Here is a 21,868-nt window from a genome sequence, read left to right on the forward strand (position 1 = left end):
TTACTCCTGTTCCGGGTCGCGCAAGTAATAACCTACGCCACGTCTTGTGACAATCCAGCTTGGGTGACTCGGTGTGTCTTCAATCTTTTCACGCAAACGCCGAATCGTGACATCGACTGTTCGCACATCTCCAAAATAATCGTAGCCCCATACTGTTTGCAATAAGTGCTCTCGAGTCATCACCTGTCCAATATGCTTTGCTAAGTAAAACAGCAACTCGAATTCACGATGTGTTAGTTCAATCGTTTCACCGCGCTTTTGTACAAAATAAGCATCTGGCTGAATGACAAGCTGTCCGACCGTAATATCATTTGTCGCTTCTTCCTTGTCTTCTTCCATTGTTCTCGCATGGCGTCGCAAGTTCGCTTTTACACGCGCAATTAATTCACGAGTACCAAATGGCTTAGTGACATAATCATCTGCTCCAAGCTCTAGTCCTAATACTTTATCGATCTCTGAATCCTTAGCTGTCAGCATAATAATCGGAAAATCATATTTCTTACGGACTTCCCGACATACTTCCATACCATCACGCTTTGGCAGCATGATGTCGAGCAGCATAAGATCCGGTTGAATTTCTTCCACGCGGTTAATCGCATCTTCTCCGTCATACGCACAAAAAACCGTAAAGCCCTCCTTTTTCAGATTAAATTCTATTATATCTGCGATGGGTTTTTCATCGTCTACTATGAATATTGTTTTATTTTGCATGGTCTGTTCCTTTCCTGCCAATTTGGCAATCGGTTTTATAGACAATTAGCTACAAAGAAAAAATCTTTCCATATCCTTTAACTCTATCATGATTACACTCAAATCGCACTTTTTTCAAGTAGCTACCACATGTTGCTATTTCCCGGGAAATACATGTTCGGTGGATAGTGAAAAAACAACACTCCTTTTCTATACATCTAGAGAAAAGAAGTGTTGTCGCTCAATAGGATGGAGGTGCTTCATGCTGACTCCAGTCAATATTTAAGAACTTATTGTATTCCTTTGCAAAAGCCAACGTCACCGTACCGGTCGGACCGTTACGCTGCTTGGCTATGATGATCTCAATCATATTCTGCATTTCAGTTTCTTTGTCATAATAATCCTCACGGTACAAGAACGATACGATATCGGCGTCTTGCTCGATACTTCCGGATTCCCGTAAGTCAGACATCATCGGTCGCTTGTCTTGCCGCTGTTCTACGCCACGGGAAAGCTGAGAAAGGGCGATAACAGGTATTTTTAATTCACGCGCCAATGCCTTCAATGAACGCGAAATCTCGGACACTTCCTGTTGACGGTTATCACTGGAGCGCCCACTTCCCATAATAAGCTGCAAATAGTCGATCATGATCATCCCAAGACCGTGCTCTTGCTGCAGGCGTCGGCATTTGGATCGAATCTCATTGATACGAATCCCTGGACTGTCATCAATGAAAATTCCGGCATTGGATAAGGACCCCATCGCCATAGTCAGCTTGCGCCAATCATCCGCTTCTAAATTCCCTGTACGAAGCACTTGTGCATCGATATTACCTTCCGCACAAAGCATCCGCATGACGAGCTGCTCAGCACCCATTTCCAGACTGAAAATCGCGACGTTTTCATCCGTCTTTGTCGCCACATTTTGTGCGACGTTCAAGGCGAAAGCCGTCTTACCAACAGAAGGACGAGCCGCCACAATGATTAAATCATTGCGCTGAAAGCCTGCCGTAATTTTATCCAAGTCACGGAAACCAGTTGGAATCCCTGTCACCTCACCCTTACGTGTATGCAACAATTCAATGTTATCATACGTCTCTACTAAAACATCTTTGATATGACGGAAGTCACCGGCATTTTTGCGGTTGGACACTTCCATCATCTTTTTCTCAGCTTCACCAAGCAAAGCTTCAACTTCATCTTCTCGAGTATAACCATCTTCTACAATGCCCGTAGCTACTCGAATCAGTCGTCGCAATAAAGCCTTCTCTTCTACGATGTTTGCGTAGTGTACGATATTCGCTGCGGTTGGTACGGCGTTGGCAAGCTCCGTTAAATAGGAGATTCCTCCAACATCCTCAAGCTCATTTTTCACCTTTAGTTCTTCGGTGATGGTAACAAGATCGATCGGCTGTCCTTTATCGCTCAACACAAGCATTGTATCGAAAATCTTCTTATGGGCAATCCGGTAGAAGTCATCTGGCAATAAAATTTCCGATGCGGTAATTAGTGCCTGTGGTTCTAAAAATATAGCCCCAATGACCGACTGTTCTGCTTCATTATTATGAGGAGGTGTACGTTCGATCATCTGGTTCAAACTATTATCTCCTTATCATTCTTCTGTAACTTGCACTTTTAATGTTGCGGTTACATCAGGGTGTAATTTTATCGGTACATTTGTGAATCCAAGCGCACGAATCGCATCCGGCAGCTCCATTTTTCGACGATCCACTTTGATGTTATGTTGTTTTTCCAATGCTTGTCCAATTTGTTTCGATGTAATAGAACCGAATAGTCGGCCGCCTTCACCGGACTTTGCTTTTAGTACAACTGTTAATTTCTCAATTGTCTCTTTTAGTTCCTTTGCTTCTGCCAGTTCAGCTGCTGCATCTTTCTTTTCACGGTTCTTTTGGCCTTCCAACTGGCTAAGATTGCTTGCCGTTGCTTCGATTGCCATCTTATTTTTCAGCAAAAAGTTCTGCGCATAACCCGTTGATACTTCTTTTACTTCACCTTTTTTACCTTTTCCTTTTACATCTTGCAAAAAAATTACTTTCATCATCCATTTCCCCTCTCCACGTATTGATCTAGTGTATTCCTCAACATTTCGACAGCTTCCTCAACTGATCCTATCTCTAATTGACAAGCTGCATTTGTCAGATGACCTCCGCCTCCTAGGTCTTCCATAACGACTTGGACATTTAGCTCACCTAATGACCGGGCACTGATTCCAACTTTTCCATCAGCACGCTGAGCCACTACAAAGGAAGCGGAGATGCCTTGCATTGTCAGTAGGATGTCAGCGGTCTGTGCAATGAGCACTGAACTATGGACGACACCATCGTGTTCTTTCGCAATCGCAATATCGCCATCGCCCGCAAACTCTACGGTCTCAATTAACTTGGAACGCTCGATATACGTTGCAATATCTTCTTTTAATAAGCGTTGCACCAATACGGTATCGGCTCCATTCGTCCGTAAATATGAAGCAGCTTCGAATGTCCGGGCTCCTGTCCTCAACGTAAAGCTCTTCGTATCTACGACAATCCCCGCGAGCATTGCAGTAGATTCCAACATCGTCAATTTTTCATTTTTCGGCTGGTATTCCAGAAGTTCCGTAACCAGTTCCGCCGTAGATGATGCATAAGGTTCCATATAAACAAGAACGGTATTGTTTATGAACTCCTCGCCACGTCGATGGTGATCAATCAAGACAACCTTTTGTGCCTTTTCTAAGACACGCTCGTCAATGACCATACTTGGCTTATGCGTATCTACAATGACCACCAATGAACGCTCTGTCATCAATTCCAGTGCCTCATCTGGCATAAGCATATGCTTAAATAGTTCTTCGTCTTTTTCAACTTCATCCATCAGTCGATTGACACTTGCATCCAACTCATCAAAATTAACAACAACATAGCCTTCTACATTATTCATACGCGCCATTTTACGTACTCCGATTGACGCACCTACCGCATCCATGTCTGGCATCTTATGACCCATGACAAATACACGATCACTGCCCTGGATTAAGTCACGCAGCGCATGAGATATAACCCGCGCCCGCACTCTCGTCCGCTTTTCAACCGGATTTGTCTTACCTCCGTAAAATTTCAACTTACCATCGTAATGCTTGATGGCGACTTGGTCACCGCCTCGGCCTAGAACCAAATCTAGACTTGACTGAGCCAACTCACCAAGAGCTGTGAGAGACGTAGTACCTGTTCCAACACCAATACTCAATGTAAGCGGTGCGGTATGCTTTGCTGTATTCTCACGGATTGTATCTAGCAAGGCAAACTTGGTCTTCTCTAACTTTTCCAATGTACCTTCATTGAACACCGCTAAGAAACGATCAGAAGAAATACGCTTAACAAAAATACCATTCTCCTCTGCCCACTCGTTGACAAGTGAAGTGACCAAGGAATTCATACGGCTCCGAGTTTGATCATCCATCGTTTGCGAAAGCTCATCATAATTATCTACCAGCAAAATTCCGATGGTCGTACGGTCCTCGTAATAAAGAGATTGGATCTTCATCCGCTCCGTTACGTCAAATAGATATAGTAACTTCTCTTCCGGTTTATAATATACTCTGTACGAACGGTTATTCAGTGTGATGACTTCCTGCTCATTGTCCTCTTTCGTTATTTGACGGAAGCCTTCATTCATATCATACAGGTCGGTTCCAATCCATGTTTCATCCGGAAAGATAGAAGAGACAAATGGATTCACCCACTCGATCAAGTACTTGTCGTTTAATAAGATGATCCCGATGGGGAGTTCCAATAACGCTTCCTCACCGACCTTTTTCATTCGATAAGATAGCGTTTCAATATACTTTTCAGTTTCTTGATAACTTTCATTTTCCATCTTCCAGGCCATCGCGAGTGCCATTGCAAAAATGACCGCGAAAAACAGCCCAATCCAAAATTGGTAAAGCATCAGCAAGACAGCACCTACCGCTCCAAGGAGTGACAAGATTGCCAACGGAGTCCGTATAGCTCGTTTTTTATAAAATAAATTCAATAGTTCATCTCCTACCCTCTCTTGTCTTTACCTATCCAAGCACGAACGTTGATGGCGATATCTATAACACCTAGCATTACAGTAAACGGACTGAGGAACATTGCAAGCAACGTAGCCGGTAAATTGACGATTCCCGGTAACTTCATCGTGTGTAATGCAAAATAAATCAACGCCAAACCTTGTATGAAGAATAAGAATCTAAAGATGAGAATGGCATTCGCTTCCATAAGATACAATGTCGTTCCTTGTTCCGTCTGTGATAAAATGGAAATCAATAACAAAACCATATAGACGACCACAGTAGCAAACGGCAAACGCATAGTAAGGAAGGAAGCAAACTTAGGAACTTCAAAACGTAAGCGTGCAGCGACCGCCAAAATTGGCATTACAAACAAATAGGCCGCTATAAAAACTGATAAAATAAACAGCGACGGGACGATCGTTTGATAATAGGTAAACGCCTCAGCCACCATCTTTTCTATGTCTCTTGTTGAATTCCCCATTCCGGTAAGCATGACCAATGCTTCTTCCTGTATCGATTGGAATTGCTGCAATAGCTGTTCAATCGGATTCATCTTAAAAAACCATACAGAACCGAGATACAATAGACTCAAAGACACTAATAACGTCAGCCCTGTCGCCATAAATACATAAAGCTTTGATTTGCCTGTACGAACTGTATCTCCGATGACAAATCCGACAGCACTCAATACGATGGCTGACGGAATCGACAGCAGTCCACCGATCAGCAGTGTAATGAGCCAAGTGCACGCGGCCACCAGCAATGTAGAAAGCCGGTCATAACGCAAACGATACAGCGTTATAGGTAGCGGAATAAACAGCAGCGTCAATGCACCGAGCAACGGTACATACATCGTGAACGCCAATAGTAGGGCAAATAATGCGATCATCATCGCTCCGTACGTAATTCTCCTTGCTTGATCTTGCATATCCTTCACGCCTCAATTCATTCACAACTTGTTCTGTTCCAGCATACGGATTTTCCGTAAGCAGACAATGTTCTACTGGTCTTTATTAAAATTTTGTTACATTCATCCTTCTAATTGTATCATGATTCACTCTGAAAACAAAAGTAGAGGGAGCTATGACTTCCAGTTAATTAGGATATCTAGTGAACACTACGCAATCAATAGCTATTATTCTAAATGGACGACTCTTAAGGGATTACTTCACTGACACTAACGTAAAATGGACCAAACTTTCGTGAATTTAGATAAAAAAACCGCCACTGACTGAATAATTCAGTCAGTGGCGGTTTATATATTACCGCTCTTCTGCTACGAACGGAAGAAGTGCCATGATACGTGCACGTTTGATTGCGATCGTCAATTTACGTTGGTATTTAGCGCTTGTACCAGTAACTCGACGAGGCAACATTTTTCCTCGCTCAGAGATAAACTTCTTCAACAAATCTACATCTTTATAGTCGATGTGTGTAATGTTGTTTGAAGTAAAATAGCAAACTTTACGACGTCTGCGACCTCCACGACGTGGTGCCATAATTGTTGTCCTCCTTCCTGTTTGCGTATGAATGAACCTATCAATCAGAACGGCAAATCGTCATCTGTTACTTCAATCGGACCGCCGCCTGGTTGGAATGGATCGTTATCGACACGCGTCATATTTTGCTGATTCGGTTGGTAGGATTGCTGGTTGTACCCTTGGTCTTGCGAAGGTGCATTATTATAAGAAGGCGCTCCACCATAAGATGGCGTTTGTGGCCGTTCTTGATTGGCACTACGCGGTTCCAAAAATTGAGTACTGTCTGCAACAACTTCTGTCGTGTAAACACGCTTACCATCTTGTCCTTCAAAGCTGCCCGTCTGAATACGACCATCTACTCCGGCAAGACTTCCTTTTCGTAAGTAATTCGCGATATTCTCAGCCTGTTTACGCCAAGCTACACAGTTAATAAAATCTGCTTCTCGCTCTCCTTGCTGGTTAGAGAACGCACGGTTCACTGCCAGAGTGAAACGAGTCACTGCAATACCACTCTGTGTATACTTTAGTTCAGGATCTTTCGTTAATCGACCAACTAAAACGACACGGTTTATCATTCAGAATCAAACCTCCCTCATCATCAGATTAAATTAGTTTATATCAGCTTACGCATCCACACGAACAGTCATATGACGAATGATACCTTCGTTGATGTTCGCTAGACGTGTAAATTCATCGATTGCTTCAGTACCTGCGTTTGCAGTTACTAATTGGTAGTAACCTTCACGTAAGTCGTCGATTTCGTATGCAAGACGACGCTTGCCCCACTCTTTCGACTCGATGATTTCCGCTCCGTTTGAAGTTAGGACGTTATCAAAACGTTCGATCAATGCTTTTTTCGCGTCATCTTCAAGAGTTGGGCGCATAATGTACATAATCTCGTACTTTCTCATCAATAGTCACCTCCTTATGGACTTGGGCCCTGCTTTTCAAGCGGGCAAGGAGTAAGTAATTTTGATATTACTCACATCAGTTGATATTACCACAACTCCGTTGAAACATCAACCCTTAATAGACTATACTGAGAGGATCAAGGAGTGATTGCGTATGGAAGAACAACATCCTGTGATTGTAGAATTAGATTTGCAAAAAGTAGCGAAGGAGAGTATTTGGCTGACAGTCCTTCCACTTCTCGCACTTTTCCTGATTCGTTTTCTGCTAGAAGGCGGATTGGAGTTGACCTTTTCTTTTTGGTATTTGCTTTATGGATTTATCGGATATCTTATTTTAATTGTGGTACATGAGTTTTTCCATTTGCTAGGATTCCGTGTTTTTTGCAAAGTACCTTGGAAGAACATGGACTACGGAGTCAATTTAAAAATGGGAATTGCTTATGCCACGGCAGATCAATTAATGGACAATAAAGGAATTCGTAAAGCGTTATTACTGCCCTTTTGGATGACAGGGATTTTACCGGCTGTAATTGCGCTCTATATAGGTGACGGTGTCTTGCTGATGCTGGGTGCATTACTGATTGGCGGAGCAGCCGGGGATTTTGCAATGTATAAAGAGCTGAAGAAGTTTCCTGATAACGCCATGGTGAAAGATGATCCCGAGCTGCCGAAGCTTTACATTTATAGTACTGAATGAATGTACAAAAAAGCTGTTTCCCCATCAAGATAAGGAAACAGCTTTTCAAATACCCCAATTACACGTTAAAACGGAACAACATAACATCGCCGTCTTTAACGATGTATTCCTTACCTTCCAAACGGACTTTTCCAGCTTCTTTCGCTGCTGCCATCGACCCATTCTCTACTAAATCATCGTAAGCTACCGTTTCCGCCCGAATAAAGCCCCGTTCGAAATCGGTATGAATAACGCCCGCACATTGCGGAGCTTTCATGCCTTTACGGAACGTCCATGCACGCACTTCCTGAACGCCTGCCGTGAAATAAGTAGCCAATCCAAGCAAATTATACGTTGCTTTGATCAATTGATCGAGTCCTGATTCTTTGATGCCGAGTTCCTCTAAGAACATTTCCTTCTCATCGTCTTCAAGCTCTGCCATTTCCTCTTCAATCTTCGCGCATACGACAATGACTTCCGCATTATCTTTCGCAGCAAAATCACGCACTTGCTGAACATACGGATTATTGTCAGCGTCGGCAATTTCATCTTCCGAGACGTTTGCAACGTAAAGCATTGGCTTGATCGTCAATAAATGCATGCCCTTGACCACTTGATATTCATCATCCGTCAAATCAACAGAACGCGCTGCCAATTCGTTTTCAAAGCCCTCTTTTAACTTCAATAAAATTGGTTCTTCGATCATAGCCGCTTTGTCTTTTTGCTTCGCCATTTTGGAAACGCGCGCCAAACGTTTGTCCACGCTTTCCATGTCCGCTAAGATCAATTCCAAATTAATGATTTCAATATCATCAATCGGATTCACTTTACCTGCAACGTGCGTAATATTTTCATCCACGAAACAACGGACTACTTGGCAGATTGCATCGACTTCACGAATATGGGAAAGAAACTTATTTCCCAATCCTTCTCCTTTACTCGCGCCTTCTACAATTCCTGCAATATCAGTAAATTCGAATGCAGTCGGAACAGTCTTTTTAGGAACAACGAGTTCTGTCAGCTTATCCAAACGCTCATCTGGTACTTCAACGATCCCTACGTTCGGATCGATCGTACAAAATGGATAGTTTGCCGCTTCCGCTCCTGCCTTTGTAATTGCATTAAATAATGTTGATTTCCCCACGTTCGGAAGACCTACAATCCCAGCTGTTAACGCCATTCTTCCCACACCTTTCTCATCTATCCAAAGCTTGCATTATTCGATAGTCAACCATTTCATTATAAGGACAATATGCTTGAATGTCTATTTGTTCTCAAGACTCGTTCTTCAGAAGAACTTTTTTCATCTTTTTGGCAAATTCATTACGTGGAATCATGACACTATGCCCGCATCCCTCACATTTTATTCGGATATCGGCACCCATTCGAATGATCTTCCATGCATTCTTGCCGCAAGGATGTGGTTTTTTCATCTCCACCACGTCATGCAAATCAAACTCTTTCTCCGCCATTTTGCGAATCCCCTTCCATCTTCTCTTGGAATAACACCATTTTTGGATAAGGCAGTTCAATTCCATTTTGATCCATGAATTTCTTTAAATCTTGACGTAACTTCCTTCCCACTCTGAAATTTGCAACAGGCTCTGTTTCAGCTACAATGCGTAACACGATTTTGGATGGGTCGATACTTTGAACGCCAAGCATTTCCGGAATGCCAATTACTTCCGGATAGCGATCTTTTGGCAATCCTTTTAAAAACTCGGATATCAGCTCTTCTGCATGGTCGATATCTGTTTCATAAGATACCCCGATATCCAATATGGCCATAGAGTTAGTCACCGAAAAATTTATAACTTCGCCAATTTGTCCATTCGGCACGATAAATACTTCGCCTCCGAATAAACCAATCTTTGTCGTTCGCAGGCCAATTTCAATAACTGTTCCTTCGGCAGAATTAATGCGTACGTAATCTCCCACGCCGAATTGGTCTTCGAAGATAATAAAAAAACCTGAAATGACATCTTTCACTAAGCTTTGTGCTCCAAAACCAACTGCTAACCCAAGAACTCCAGCTCCGGCTAGAAGTCCTTTTACATCAATTTCGAACTCCGTCAAAATGGAAAGCATCGCGGAAAAAAACACGACATACGTCAATGCGTTTTCCAACAGCTTGATCATCGTCTTTTCACGCCGTTCATTCTTACGCATTGGACTCTTTAATTTGATAGAAAAAAATCGGCGGATCAACATATGTCCTACCTTAACCAACACAATAGAAATCATGACAATCAAAAAGATTCGTAGCGCAAAGAAGCCGGTACTGATCCAAAAATCCGAATCAAATAATGTTTTATTCACTTGCTTAAACGCTTCCCCAACATCTTCTAGGTTTTCTTTCACTTCTGTATTTGTAGACACTGCCATTGAAAGAAATCCTCCTTTCGTATAAACCTCAATCCCCCAGGTTATACTGCACAGCAATACGTACTTACATTTTTTTACCACAGTACCCTAACGTATAAAAATTATAAAGGACTGGTGTTTCCGTATGTATATTGCTGAGTCTTCTTATCATTACCGTATTCCCCACAAAGAAACCGGTGTTGTCTGGAAATTAAGTTCTTATTTCGCAGAGCATATCCCTTTTAACCAAAAACCTATTGTTTTCTATTGTATCGGGACAGATCGTTCAACAGGTGACTCCCTGGGTCCGTTGACTGGCTCCTACTTATCTGAACTCAGCTTATTTCCCTACCCGGTGATCGGTACTTTAAGGGAACCTCTTCATGCATTAAATTTACAACAACGAATCAAACAAACAACCGAGATTTATCCTGATGCATTCACTGTTGCTATTGACGCGTGTCTTAGTAAAAGGGACGCAGTCGGTGATCTATTGTTCCATAGCGGACCAATTTCACCAGGAAAAGCAGTGGGCAAAGAGCTTCCTCCAATCGGCGATGTCTCAATTAAAGGCATCGTCAACATTGCTGGTTTTATGGAACAAGCCGTTTTACAAAGTACCCGTTTGCATCTTCCTTTTGAAATGAGCCGCATGATTGGCAGAGCTTTACAACTAGCACATCATCGGCAAACTTCAAAAAGCATAAACAATCGTCACCAGGATGGCAACTACACCAATACCAGGGATAAAATTCGCCACACGCATCTTCGTCAGGCCGATTAAGTTCAGGCCAATTGCCGCAATCATTAGCCCACCTGTCGCAGTCATTTCAGATATAAAGAACTGTAACAAATCATCTGGAACAAAACGGCTAATGAACGTTGAAAGAAACGTAATACTACCTTGATACAGAAGAACTGGAACAGCTGAAAAAGCCACGCCAATCCCTAATGTAGAACTTAAAATAATAGAAGTAAAACCATCCAAAATCCCTTTCATCACGAGTACATTGTGATCGTTTCGAAGCCCACTGTCTATGGCACCGATAATTGCCATAGAACCTACACAGAATATAAGTGTGCCGGTCACAAAACCTTGGGCTATACCTGGGCCTTCTTTTCTTGCCGGCAGCTTTCCTTCAATCCATTGGCCGAGTCGGTTGATCTTTTGATCCAAATCTACCCACTCACCAATGATTGCTCCTATCACGATGCTGATAATTACGATGACGATTTGTGTGGACTCGAACGTCATTTGCAAACCAATTGCTACTACTGCTAGTCCGATCCCATACATGATCGTTTCTTTCATTCGCTCAGGTATACCATGTAAAAAACGCCCAATCAATGTACCTACCACAATAGTCAGCACATTAAACACCGATCCAAATAATATCATGCAGTCACATCCGTGTCCTCTTCAGTCAGAATAATACCTATTTTGCTTTATTCGCAAAATAGGTATTTGACGAATTATTAATCATTCAAGAGTTCAAGGATTCGTTCAAAATCCTCGTCTGAGAAAAATTCGATTTCAATTTTCCCTTTATTCTTTGTCTTTTTAATCGTTACATTCGTCCCAAATTGTTCTCTTAGTGTAGTTTCTTGAGCTGCAATGAACAAATCTTTCTTCTTTTCTTTTTTTGTTTCACGTGGAACATCTTCATTTAATTGTTGTACAAGCTTCTCTAATTGGCGAACATTTAAGTGCTCTTTCTTTGTCTTTTCTGCAATTAATAGGATTTGTTCCTTTTTTCGAAGACCTAATAAAGTCCGCCCATGCGCCATCGTCAGATTTCCTTGTGATATATCTTTTCGTACCTTCTCCGGTAATGCGAGCAATCGGACATGGTTCGCAATATGCGGTCTGCTCTTTCCAAGGCGAAAAGCTAGTTGTTCTTGTGTGAGTTGCAGACTTTCCATAAGCTTTTGGTAGGCTTCTGAAACTTCAATTGGAGTCAAGTCTTCTCTTTGCAAGTTTTCTAAGATAGCCATTTCCATCGATTGTTCATCTGTTAATTCGCGGACGACCGCTGGAATTTCTTTTTTCCCCGCTAACTTCGATGCACGATATCTTCTTTCCCCTACAACAATTTCGTATTGCGTCCCTGCTTTTCGTACGATAATCGGTTGTAGCACACCGTGTTCTTTAATGGATTCACTTAACTCCGAAAGCGATGTATCATCAAACTCTTTCCGTGGCTGGTATGGATTTTCTATGATGCTGTTCAAACGCAGAAGTTCCACTTTTTCCAGTGACTCACCAGGAAACAATGCGTTAAGCCCTTTACCTAGACCCTTACTCATTCTCCACCACTTCCTTTGCCAGCTCTAAATAGACTTCTGCACCTTTTGATCTTGAATCGTACATAATAATCGGCTTACCGTGACTCGGTGCCTCACTTAATCTAACATTCCGCGGAATGATCGTACGGTACACCTTGTCTTGAAAATACTTTTTCACTTCTTCAATAACTTGAATTCCCAAATTCGTTCGTGCATCGAACATTGTCAGTAATACACCGTCAATATAAAGCGAGTCATTCAAATGTTTTTGCACGAGCCGGACGGTGCTGAGCAGCTGACTGAGCCCTTCCAGTGCGTAGTATTCACATTGTACTGGAATGATGATCGAGTCAGAAGCTGTCAGTGCATTTAACGTCAACAGACCAAGCGACGGAGGACAATCGATGATGATGTAGTCATATTGATCTTTAATATCCTGTATGGCGTGTTTCATCCGTACCTCACGAGAAATTGTAGAGACTAATTCAATTTCTGCCCCTGCTAGGGAGATGGTCGCAGGGATAATCTCAAGATTTTCAATTTCCGTCTGAAGGATGACGTCTTTTACAGGTACGTCATCAATCAATATACTGTAGATGCAGTCTTGCACGTCTCCCTTATTGATGCCGACTCCACTCGTTGCGTTGCCCTGAGGATCGGAGTCGATTAAAAGCACTTTTTTGCCGATATGGGCAAGGCATGCGCTTAAGTTTACAGAAGTCGTCGTTTTGCCGACTCCTCCTTTTTGATTTGCTATGGCGATAATCTTACCCACTCTCGCACCTGCTTTCTTTCATAGTTCAATTATTTTATTCTTTAAGCAAAAACCAATAATCGCTGCCAGTCCCCGGGCTCCGGTCGACTCTGCAGTTGAACCTTCGCTAGATTTGCTTCAGTTTCTTTACTATATAAACTGAAATAAATAAATTACAATCAAAATAAAATGTGAGGACACTGATTTCCATTTCTACCTAAACTCATGTAAAAACTTTAATCCAACATTTATAAATTGGTCTCTACATTAAAAACCTCAATACTAAAGTGAAAATCATTGTGGAACTAATCGGTATTATGTTCGTAAGAGTATAAACTTTCGTTATACTGTCTCTATCATTTTATCATCTTCATTAGATGAACTCTATTGATATATAAGAAAACTCTTGCTAGTCGAGTAGCAAGAGTTTTGGTTCGTCACTTTTTAGGTATTTTGACCGTGATAGTATAGAATTCTTCTGAGTCTTCTTCTTCTGATTCCACTTCGATTCCACTCTTCGTCATCAAAGACAGAGATTGTCTCAGTGTGTTCACTGCAATTCTTACATCTTTGCTGACTGCTTTTCGACGGGGTGCTCGTTTTTTGGCAGGCTGCGCTTCTTCACTAGGATGTAGAATTTCTTGGATTCGTTTTTCGAGTTGCTTCACATTATAGTGATTGATTTTCACTTCTTCCATTACTTCTAATTGAAGAGCTGCTTCTTTTAATGGTAATAAAGCACGTGCATGCCTTTCAGAAATTTCTTGTTTCAAAATTGCATCTTGTATTTCTTCAGGCAGCTTTAATAAACGCATCTTGTTAGCAATTGTCGACTGACCTTTTCCCAATCGTTGAGCTAGCGCCTCCTGTGTCAGTTCATGGAGCTTTAACAGATTTTCATAGGCGTATGCTTCTTCAATGGCCGTCAACTCTTCACGTTGCAAGTTCTCAATCAATGCTATCGAAGCTGTTTCTTTATCATTCAGGTTACGAACAATAGCCGGGACTTCAGACCAGCCGAGCTTGCGCATCGCACGGTATCTTCTTTCCCCTGCAATGATTTCATACTGTTCTTCATCCATTTTCCGAATTACAATCGGTTGGATGACACCATGCGTATGGATCGTTCTAGCGAGTTCTTCAATTTTTTCGTCATTAAAAATTGTTCGCGGCTGAAATTGATTTGGTTTGATTAAATCAATTGCAATTTGTTCTACCTTTTCAAGATTCTGAACGTCCTCTTCTATCGATCCTATCTTCTCTCCCCCACCAAAAAAGCGCGAAAAAGTATTTTTCAACCCCTGCACCACCTTTTCGAAACTAGTCCCTTTTACAATTCTATCTCTTTTTCCGTTCCACGTGAAACATTTTTATAGGTTCAGCCTGTAATTGGCGTTTTGTTTGGTACCCCTGCTTTTCGTGGATATTTCTTTGGCGTTTGTTTCTCTTTTTTAAATATAAAGATATGTCGTTCACTGTTTTCTACTGGCAATAAAAATTCATGTTCTTCCTGCAACACTGCTCCGAGTAATTTAACAGCTTTCGTTGCGTCTTGCAGTTCTTCTGAAGCCGCAGCGCCTTTCATGGAGACAAAAAGTCCTCCTTGTTTAGCAAGCGGGATACATAGCTCGGATAGTACAGACAAACGCGCTACCGCACGGGCGGTAACTAAATCGAATTGTTCTCTATACTTTGGATCGCGTCCGAATTCCTCTGCTCTCGCATGGACGAACGCCACCTTTTCCAGCTTCAATTCATTCGCCAAATGATTTAAAAAAGTTATTCGCTTGTTCAAAGAATCTACAATTGTCACTTGAAGATGCGGAAAGCAAATCTTTAATGGAATACTCGGAAAGCCAGCACCAGCGCCTACATCACAAATCGATTCAACAGAAGACAAGTCCACGTAAAATGAACTAGTGATTGAATCATAGAAATGCTTCAAATACACAGACGGCGCATCCGTAATCGCCGTCAAATTCATTTTTTCATTCCACTCTACAAGCACTTCAAAATAGCGCTTGAATTGCTGTTTTTGCACATCGGACAATTCAATGCCTTCCTGTCGTAATGCTTCGTAAAACTGTTCTTCCGTCATGTTCTCATTCCTTTTCAAAAAGACTGACGCATCTTTGCGCCAGCCATATACTCAACCGGATACTTTCGCAATTTTCCCTTGCTCAATATAGACCAATAAGATGGATATGTCTGCGGGATTAACCCCTGAAATACGAGAAGCTTGTGCAATCGATAAAGGCTGTACAGCCTTTAAATTTGCTTTTGCTTCCTTTGCAATTCCTGAAATCGCATCGTAATCGATATGTTCAGGAATCCGCTTGTTCTCCATCTTCTTCATTCGCTCTACTTGTTGCATAGACTTTTCGATATATCCTTCGTACTTAATGAAAATCTCTACTTGCTCCGCCACTTCCTCATTTATCTCTTCAAGAGGTGGAACTACTTTGCGTAATTCGCTGTATTTCATTTCCGGACGTTTCAATAGATCAGCAGCTTTCATCGGTTCACGCAATGCGGTGCCCCCTGCTTCAGCGATAATTGCTTGGACTTCTTCTGTCGGCTTGACGGAAGTCTTACGCAAGTGATCAATTTCAGCATCAATTTGCGCTTTCTTAGCAATAAATCTTTCGTGTCTTTCTTCACTGATCATGCCAATTTGATAACCAATTTCCGTCAGTCTCATGTCTGCATTATCATGGCGAAGCAATAGACGATATTCAGCTCTAGACGTCAACAGACGATACGGTTCGCTCGTTCCTTTTGTGACCAAGTCATCGACTAACACCCCAATATACGCATCACTCCGCGCTAGTACGACCTCATCTTTGCCAAGAACATTGCGTGCTGCGTTGATTCCTGCCATCAGACCTTGCGCAGCGGCTTCTTCATAACCGGATGTTCCGTTTATTTGACCTGCCGTATATAGATTTTTAATTTTCTTCGTTTCCAGTGTTGGCCATAATTGAGTAGCAATAACGGAATCATACTCTATCGCATAGCCTGCACGCATCATCTCCGCTTTTTCTAAACCAGGTACACTGGCGATTAAGCGATGTTGTATATGTTCAGGTAAACTCGTAGACAATCCTTGGACATACACTTCACGCGTATTGCGGCCTTCAGGTTCCAAGAAAATTTGATGTCTTGATTTATCTGCAAAACGAACGATTTTATCTTCAATGGATGGGCAATAGCTTGGCCCTTTACCTTTGATCATCCCCGAATACATTGGAGACAAATGAAGGTTTTCGTTAATGATTTCATGCGTTTCAGGTGTCGTGTACGTAAGCCAGCATGGCAATTGATCCATGATGAACTCTGTCGTTTCATAACTGAATGAACGCGGCACGTCATCTCCTGGCTGAATTTCCGTCTTGCTATAGTCAATCGTATTGCTATTAATTCGAGGCGGTGTACCTGTTTTGAATCGAACTGTTTGCAAGCCCAACTCTTTCAAGTGATCTGCCAACTTAATGGACGGCATTTGGTTGTTCGGCCCGCTGGAATACTTCAAGTCTCCAATAATAACTTCCCCGCGCAAAAATGTGCCAGTCGTGATAATGACGGTCTTCGCGCGGAAAATGGCGCCGATTTGCGTTACCACCCCTTTTACTTCATCGTCTTCTACAATCAATCGTTCGACGACAGCTTGACGAAGTGTAAGGTTTGGCTGTTCCTCCAAAATTCGTTTCATTTCTTGCTGATACAAAACTTTATCGGCTTGTGCACGCAAAGCGCGTACAGCCGGGCCTTTACCTGTATTTAAAAGACGCATTTGAATATGCGTTTTATCAATAACTTTTGCCATTACTCCGCCGAGTGCGTCAATTTCACGCACCACGATTCCCTTTGCAGGTCCTCCTAGTGACGGATTACATGGCATGAAAGCAATCATATCTAAATTCATTGTTAAAACTAAAGTCGATGCGCCCATCTTTGCTGCAGCATAAGCCGCTTCTGCGCCTGCATGTCCAGCTCCGATGACGATACAATCGAACGTGCCTGCTTCAAATTGTGGCATGTTCGTTCATCCTTCCTATTATTAAATTGTTCAGCTGGTTGGCTGAACTTATTATTTTCCGAGGCAGAATTTTGAAAACAACTCCGTAATTAAACTATCTTGAACGGTATCCCCGATAATTTCACCAAGGATTTCCCATGTACGTGTTACATCTATTTGAATCATGTCAATCGGGACTCCTGTTTGAGCAGCCATTACAGCATCTTCAATCGTATTGCGTGCTTGTTTTAATAACGCTATATGACGAGCGTTCGACACATACGTCATATCATTTGACTCAATCGATCCTTCGAAAAACAATGAGGCAATTGCTTCTTCCAATTCCGTGATCCCTTGCTCCTGTAAGATGGACGTTGTGATGACACGTTCTTTTCCCGCCACTTCATAAACTCGCTGCAAGTCGATCTTCGCTGGCAAATCGGTTTTATTGACGATGACGAGCACGTCCATTCCAGCAACTGCTTCAAATAACCTTTCGTCTTCATCGGTCAATGGTTCTGAACTATTGACCATCAATAGAATCAAATCGGCTTCTTTCAGCACTTGTCTTGAACGCTCCACCCCGATGCGCTCCACAATATCTTCCGTTTCGCGAATTCCAGCCGTGTCAACAAGACGTAAAGGAACTCCTCTTACATTGACATACTCCTCTATAATATCACGGGTAGTGCCTGCAATGTCAGTCACAATCGCTTTATTTTCTTGAACTAAGCTATTTAGCAATGAAGACTTCCCGACATTCGGACGCCCGACAATAACAGTTGATAGTCCTTCTCGCAAAATTTTCCCTTGCGAAGAAGTACGTAATAGCTGATCAATCTCATCACGTACCCACTCCCCTTTTTCAATCATCAAGGGGATTGTCACTTCTTCTACATCGTCATATTCCGGATAATCAATGTTCACTTCCACTTGTGCAAGTGTTTCTAGAAGTGCTTGGCGAAGATCGCCTATCAAATGGGACAGTTTTCCTTCCATTTGATTTAGCGCTACGTTCATCGCTTTATCCGTTTTGGCTCTGATCAAATCCATGACTGCTTCAGCTTGTGATAAGTCAATCCGACCATTTAGAAATGCCCGTTTGGTAAACTCGCCGGGTTCCGCCAATCTTGCTCCCTCTGTCAATACGAGTTCAAGTACCCGATTGACCGAAGTGATTCCTCCATGACAATTAATCTCTACTATATCTTCCCGTGTAAACGTCTTTGGTCCTTTCATAATCGAGACCATGACTTCTTCCACTATTTCTGCAGTAGCAGGATTATGCAAATGTCCGTAATGAATCGTATGTGAGGGTTGCTCACTTAAGGCTAAAGCTGCAGGCGAACGGAATATACGGTCCGCTATCGTCCACGCATCCTCACCGCTAATCCGAACGATTGCAATCGCTCCCTCTCCCATTGGAGTTGATATGGCGGCTATCGTATCAAAATGCAAGTTTTTTCACCTTCCTGGCTTCGTTATCCACATGTGAATATCTTTAATGCGGACACAACTTTCTAACATCCTATATTATCATAAATCATCTAAATCTCCTAGCGTGCGAAATGAAAAAATGTGGATAATTTCACAAATAGACAAATCAGGAGATGTGTACAAGTCATAAATTGACAAGACTGCAACTGTTTGAGGATAGTTTGTTTCTGTACATAGAGAGTTTAGATCAGTCCACGGAGGCTTTGGTCAGTGCATGAGGAATTCAGTTTGGCACGGTGTATGAGGAAATTGAGTAAAAAAAAGCTGTCCCAAAGTCATATATATGACTTTTCGGACAGCCTAGTATTTATTCGATTCCTTTAATTACAATATGTCGATATGGATCTTTTCCTTCTGAGAAAGTTTCGACATCCAGCCTGCGAGATAATGCATTATGGATGACTTTTCTTTCGTATGAAGGCATCGGTTCAAGTGCTACTTGACGTTTCGTACGGATAGCACGATCCGCCATGCGGTCTGCAAGCTGCTCTAGTGATTGCTCTCGACGTTCTCGATAATCTGCTACGTCGACTCGTACAATCTTGAATTGATGGGTGACTTTATTGGCAACGAGCTGGGCTAATTGCTGAATAGCATTCAACGTCTGGCCTCTTTTTCCTATTAAGAATGCTGCCTTTTCACTATCCAATTGAAAATTGATGTACTTTCCTTTTGTTTCGTACGTGATAGCTAAGTCTGTAATCCCCATATTGTTCGCTACATCTTCTATATAACGTTTAGTTTCCTCAATTGCTTCTGCTTCGCTGTACTTCTTGAGATTAGAAGTTTCTTCATTCATATCGTCAATTGGATCCAGCATAGTTGGCTGCTGCTCCAGTTCAGAAACAATTATCGGTTCTGGCTGCAACTCCGCCGCCGGCTCCTGAACCACTTCTGGTGCAGGCTCAGTAACAATGGAAGGTACTTCGCTGACTTCATTTAATGTTCTGGATTCATCAGATTCAGTCAATTCATTTGTTACTTGAGGTGTTCGCTGCTTTGCTGGCTTCTGTTTTGTGACTGTCACAAGTATTTCTGCTTCCCTAGCCCCAAAACCTAAAAATCCTTTTCTGCCGTTTTCAAGCACCTTTATTTCTACTTCATTTCTCGTTACACCCAGGTCTTGTAAAGCTGATGCAATTGCTAGCTCAACGGTTGCAGCCCTTTGTGTAAGTTGCTTCATTTCTTTTTCCCTCCTGTTTTTACAACTTCACCGTCTTTCGGTTTGTCAAACGGCTTGTAAATAAAAATATTTTGGATAAGTGAAATGATGTTTCCAACAACCCAGTATAGGGCAAGTGCTGCTGGTAAGAATGATCCGAAAACCATGATCATGAATGGCATGATATACATCATGCCTTTCATTTGCGGGTTATCCATTGCTGGTCCCGTGCGAAGTACCATCAACTGGAACAGTCCGGCGATGATGGCGAATACGATACTCGGTGTACCAAGTGCAACGCCCAAGAAGTTCCCCAATTCAATCGTCGGTGTTGCATTCATCCGGTTGATTGCATGGTAGAAACCGATAAATATGGGCATTTGGATGATGACTGGCAAACATCCAGCAACCGGATTGATCTTTTCATTGATCATAATTTGTTGCATTTCTTCTTGATACTTTTTCTGTGTCACAGCATCTTTAGACTTGTACTTTTCCTTCAACGCCTTCAAACGTGGTTGAATTTCTTGCATCCGTTTCGAGCTCTTCGTTTGTTGAATAATTAATGGTAGCAAAGCAGTACGAATGATAGCAGTTACGACTATGATCGCCAATCCGTACGTCCCAAGCCAAGATTTGAATTTCATAATCAAGGTAACGAGCGGCCAAACTATGTACTCGTTCCAAATCCCTGTACTTTCCGCGGTGATCGGCTCTTTGAATTCCGTACAACCAGCCATGAAGACAGCGACCACGACGAGCAACGAAAGGAATATTAATTTCTTCTTCACATGTTTTCCCCCAAACAATCACAAGGTGATTTCTCAACTTTTTTCTCAGTTTATCATGATGACACTAAACGTTCTACTTCTTCTTGTCTTTAAATACTTTGGCAATTCGCAGGACATGCTGCAGATTTTTTTTGGCCGTATGGAAATCGAGCGTGGCTGCTTGATTTCTTGCGATGATAACATAGTCGAGATCCTGTCTAATCTCATCTTTCATTTCTAGGAAAGATTGACGGATATAGCGTTTCACTCGATTGCGGGTGACTGCATTGCCCACCTTTTTGCTGACAGACAAGCCAATGCGAAACTCTTCTTGATGCTCTTTTTTATAGGTATAGACGATGAATTGCCGATTGGCGAATGATTTACCTTTCTTAAAAACCGTCTGAAATTCTTTATTCTTTTTAATCCGCTGGCTCTTCTTCATAATTCCACCTGCTTTAATTTTCTTCAAACTTCATCTGCTGGTCCTCAACAACGTAAACAAATTCCGTTAGCCTAAATAGCCATAATAGCAAAAAAAAGACCACTGATAAGTCAGTGGCCTTATGCTGAAAGAACTTTTCTTCCTTTACGGCGACGAGCTGCTAAAATTCTACGGCCGTTTTTAGAACTCATTCTAGTACGGAATCCGTGGACTTTACTGCGTTTACGTTTATTTGGTTGGAATGTACGTTTCATTTCGTAAGACACCTCCTGCTTGATTGTCTCTTTTCCTATTGTGACAGTCTTGAATAGTATAGCCACCCAGTAAAAGAATGTCAATGCTTTTCTATTCATTAGCATTTGACTACCCACTAGATTTTAGCTCGTTCAACATATAACTTATCCACAATTCTTTGCAAGCAGATTCTTGATGAATTGTGTGCAGACTAAAATTGTGGATTTTTTATTCCGGCATTTGTCGACAAGTTTTTCACATATACAAGGCTGTGGATAACCATTTTATGCACAGTTGCGGGCATTGTGAATAAATCATTAGACACCTTGTCATTATTCATGTTCCCTGTTACAATTAAAAAGCTTTTATTGTGTGTATAATTTTTTTAAAGAATCTTATCCACATATGTGAATAGTATGTGGATAGTTTTTTCAACATGTTTCGATAAGTTTTATCCACAAGCTTGGATACTGTGCATAAGCGGATTCCAGGCTTTTTAATATCTCATCGTAAAGGAGGCACACGA

At 41.9% G+C, this 21,868-nt stretch carries 24 protein-coding genes; 2 read left to right on the forward strand and 22 right to left on the reverse strand.

Going from position 1 to position 21,868, the window contains the following annotated elements; genetic code table 11:
- The 8 genes from yycF to rpsF all read right to left on the reverse strand — a co-directional run bounded on the left by yycF (nucleotide 1) and on the right by rpsF (nucleotide 7,136).
- Nucleotides 1–711, reverse strand: a complete 711-nt coding sequence (gene yycF / locus MKY93_RS20220) for a response regulator YycF (RefSeq protein ID WP_078818756.1) — start codon at nucleotides 709–711, stop codon at nucleotides 1–3.
- Nucleotides 712–931: 220 nt separating this feature from the next.
- Nucleotides 932–2,278, reverse strand: coding sequence for a replicative DNA helicase (dnaB, locus tag MKY93_RS20225; protein ID WP_425441362.1), 1,347 nt, complete (start codon nucleotides 2,276–2,278; stop codon nucleotides 932–934).
- 24 nt (nucleotides 2,279–2,302) lie between these two features.
- Nucleotides 2,303–2,749 carry a 50S ribosomal protein L9 gene (rplI, locus tag MKY93_RS20230; RefSeq protein WP_040760012.1) on the reverse strand — a complete coding sequence of 149 codons (447 nt, stop codon included), beginning with the start codon at nucleotides 2,747–2,749 and terminating at the stop codon, nucleotides 2,303–2,305.
- On the reverse strand, nucleotides 2,749–4,722 hold the full coding sequence (locus tag MKY93_RS20235) for a DHH family phosphoesterase (RefSeq protein WP_340760875.1): 1,974 nt from the start codon (nucleotides 4,720–4,722) through the stop codon (nucleotides 2,749–2,751). The genes rplI and MKY93_RS20235 overlap by 1 nt, the downstream gene beginning before the upstream one ends.
- Before the next feature lie 11 nt (nucleotides 4,723–4,733).
- Complete coding sequence (locus MKY93_RS20240) at nucleotides 4,734–5,672, reverse strand: YybS family protein (RefSeq protein WP_340760877.1); 939 nt, start codon at nucleotides 5,670–5,672, stop codon at nucleotides 4,734–4,736.
- A gap of 334 nt (nucleotides 5,673–6,006) precedes the next feature.
- Entirely contained in the window at nucleotides 6,007–6,246 is a 240-nt protein-coding gene (gene rpsR / locus MKY93_RS20245; RefSeq protein ID WP_171805962.1) for a 30S ribosomal protein S18, read from the reverse strand.
- A 41-nt stretch (nucleotides 6,247–6,287) separates the two neighbouring features.
- Nucleotides 6,288–6,800: a single-stranded DNA-binding protein gene (gene ssb / locus MKY93_RS20250; RefSeq protein ID WP_009499349.1), complete on the reverse strand. Its 513-nt coding sequence runs from the start codon at nucleotides 6,798–6,800 to the stop codon at nucleotides 6,288–6,290.
- A 48-nt stretch (nucleotides 6,801–6,848) separates the two neighbouring features.
- Complete coding sequence (gene rpsF / locus MKY93_RS20255) at nucleotides 6,849–7,136, reverse strand: 30S ribosomal protein S6 (protein WP_009499350.1); 288 nt, start codon at nucleotides 7,134–7,136, stop codon at nucleotides 6,849–6,851.
- A 154-nt stretch (nucleotides 7,137–7,290) separates the two neighbouring features.
- Here rpsF and MKY93_RS20260 point away from each other — a divergent pair, with 154 nt between their 5' ends.
- Nucleotides 7,291–7,833, forward strand: coding sequence for a DUF3267 domain-containing protein (locus MKY93_RS20260; RefSeq protein ID WP_340760878.1), 543 nt, complete (start codon nucleotides 7,291–7,293; stop codon nucleotides 7,831–7,833).
- 58 nt (nucleotides 7,834–7,891) lie between these two features.
- On the opposite strand, the gene ychF is transcribed toward MKY93_RS20260, so the two are convergent.
- The 3 genes from ychF to MKY93_RS20275 all read right to left on the reverse strand — a co-directional run bounded on the left by ychF (nucleotide 7,892) and on the right by MKY93_RS20275 (nucleotide 10,197).
- Nucleotides 7,892–8,992, reverse strand: a complete 1,101-nt coding sequence (gene ychF, locus MKY93_RS20265; RefSeq protein WP_078818759.1) for a redox-regulated ATPase YchF — start codon at nucleotides 8,990–8,992, stop codon at nucleotides 7,892–7,894.
- Nucleotides 8,993–9,086: 94 nt separating this feature from the next.
- Nucleotides 9,087–9,284 (reverse strand): DUF951 domain-containing protein, encoded by a 198-nt coding sequence (locus tag MKY93_RS20270; RefSeq protein WP_009499353.1) that lies wholly within the window; start codon nucleotides 9,282–9,284, stop codon nucleotides 9,087–9,089.
- Nucleotides 9,265–10,197: a mechanosensitive ion channel family protein gene (locus tag MKY93_RS20275; RefSeq protein ID WP_245799558.1), complete on the reverse strand. Its 933-nt coding sequence runs from the start codon at nucleotides 10,195–10,197 to the stop codon at nucleotides 9,265–9,267. Before MKY93_RS20275 ends, MKY93_RS20270 begins: the two co-directional genes overlap by 20 nt.
- Nucleotides 10,198–10,321: 124 nt before the next feature.
- On the opposite strand from MKY93_RS20275, the gene yyaC reads away from it, so the two are divergent.
- On the forward strand, nucleotides 10,322–10,960 hold the full coding sequence (gene yyaC, locus MKY93_RS20280) for a spore protease YyaC (protein ID WP_221837416.1): 639 nt from the start codon (nucleotides 10,322–10,324) through the stop codon (nucleotides 10,958–10,960).
- Here the strand turns inward: yyaC and MKY93_RS20285 are convergent.
- From MKY93_RS20285 to rpmH, 11 genes are all read right to left on the reverse strand, one after another.
- The gene (locus MKY93_RS20285) at nucleotides 10,871–11,575 is read right to left on the reverse strand and encodes a DUF554 domain-containing protein (protein ID WP_009499356.1); all 705 of its coding nucleotides are present in this window, start codon (nucleotides 11,573–11,575) and stop codon (nucleotides 10,871–10,873) included. The two genes, yyaC and MKY93_RS20285, sit on opposite strands and share 90 nt — an antisense overlap.
- A 77-nt stretch (nucleotides 11,576–11,652) precedes the next feature.
- Complete coding sequence (locus MKY93_RS20290; protein ID WP_009499357.1) at nucleotides 11,653–12,483, reverse strand: ParB/RepB/Spo0J family partition protein; 831 nt, start codon at nucleotides 12,481–12,483, stop codon at nucleotides 11,653–11,655.
- Nucleotides 12,476–13,237 (reverse strand): ParA family protein, encoded by a 762-nt coding sequence (locus tag MKY93_RS20295; RefSeq protein ID WP_009499358.1) that lies wholly within the window; start codon nucleotides 13,235–13,237, stop codon nucleotides 12,476–12,478. The genes MKY93_RS20290 and MKY93_RS20295 overlap by 8 nt, the downstream gene beginning before the upstream one ends.
- A gap of 416 nt (nucleotides 13,238–13,653) precedes the next feature.
- Nucleotides 13,654–14,514, reverse strand: coding sequence for a nucleoid occlusion protein (gene noc, locus MKY93_RS20300; protein ID WP_221837406.1), 861 nt, complete (start codon nucleotides 14,512–14,514; stop codon nucleotides 13,654–13,656).
- Between the two features lie 80 nt (nucleotides 14,515–14,594).
- On the reverse strand, nucleotides 14,595–15,314 hold the full coding sequence (gene rsmG, locus MKY93_RS20305) for a 16S rRNA (guanine(527)-N(7))-methyltransferase RsmG (protein WP_221837403.1): 720 nt from the start codon (nucleotides 15,312–15,314) through the stop codon (nucleotides 14,595–14,597).
- A 51-nt stretch (nucleotides 15,315–15,365) separates the two neighbouring features.
- Nucleotides 15,366–17,255, reverse strand: a complete 1,890-nt coding sequence (mnmG, locus tag MKY93_RS20310) for a tRNA uridine-5-carboxymethylaminomethyl(34) synthesis enzyme MnmG (protein WP_009499361.1) — start codon at nucleotides 17,253–17,255, stop codon at nucleotides 15,366–15,368.
- Nucleotides 17,256–17,306: 51 nt separating this feature from the next.
- Nucleotides 17,307–18,692 carry a tRNA uridine-5-carboxymethylaminomethyl(34) synthesis GTPase MnmE gene (gene mnmE / locus MKY93_RS20315; RefSeq protein ID WP_009499362.1) on the reverse strand — a complete coding sequence of 462 codons (1,386 nt, stop codon included), beginning with the start codon at nucleotides 18,690–18,692 and terminating at the stop codon, nucleotides 17,307–17,309.
- Nucleotides 18,693–19,038: 346 nt separating this feature from the next.
- Nucleotides 19,039–19,914: an RNA-binding cell elongation regulator Jag/EloR gene (jag, locus tag MKY93_RS20320; RefSeq protein WP_221837397.1), complete on the reverse strand. Its 876-nt coding sequence runs from the start codon at nucleotides 19,912–19,914 to the stop codon at nucleotides 19,039–19,041.
- Nucleotides 19,911–20,684 (reverse strand): membrane protein insertase YidC, encoded by a 774-nt coding sequence (gene yidC / locus MKY93_RS20325; protein ID WP_340760879.1) that lies wholly within the window; start codon nucleotides 20,682–20,684, stop codon nucleotides 19,911–19,913. Before yidC ends, jag begins: the two co-directional genes overlap by 4 nt.
- Before the next feature lie 73 nt (nucleotides 20,685–20,757).
- Nucleotides 20,758–21,108: a ribonuclease P protein component gene (rnpA, locus tag MKY93_RS20330; RefSeq protein ID WP_040760028.1), complete on the reverse strand. Its 351-nt coding sequence runs from the start codon at nucleotides 21,106–21,108 to the stop codon at nucleotides 20,758–20,760.
- Nucleotides 21,109–21,227: 119 nt separating this feature from the next.
- On the reverse strand, nucleotides 21,228–21,362 hold the full coding sequence (rpmH, locus tag MKY93_RS20335) for a 50S ribosomal protein L34 (protein WP_040760031.1): 135 nt from the start codon (nucleotides 21,360–21,362) through the stop codon (nucleotides 21,228–21,230).
- Between the last annotated feature and the right edge of the window lie 506 nt (nucleotides 21,363–21,868).

It is taken from the genome of Sporosarcina sp. FSL W7-1283, from assembly GCF_038003105.1.
Classification (GTDB): domain Bacteria; phylum Bacillota; class Bacilli; order Bacillales_A; family Planococcaceae; genus Sporosarcina; species Sporosarcina newyorkensis.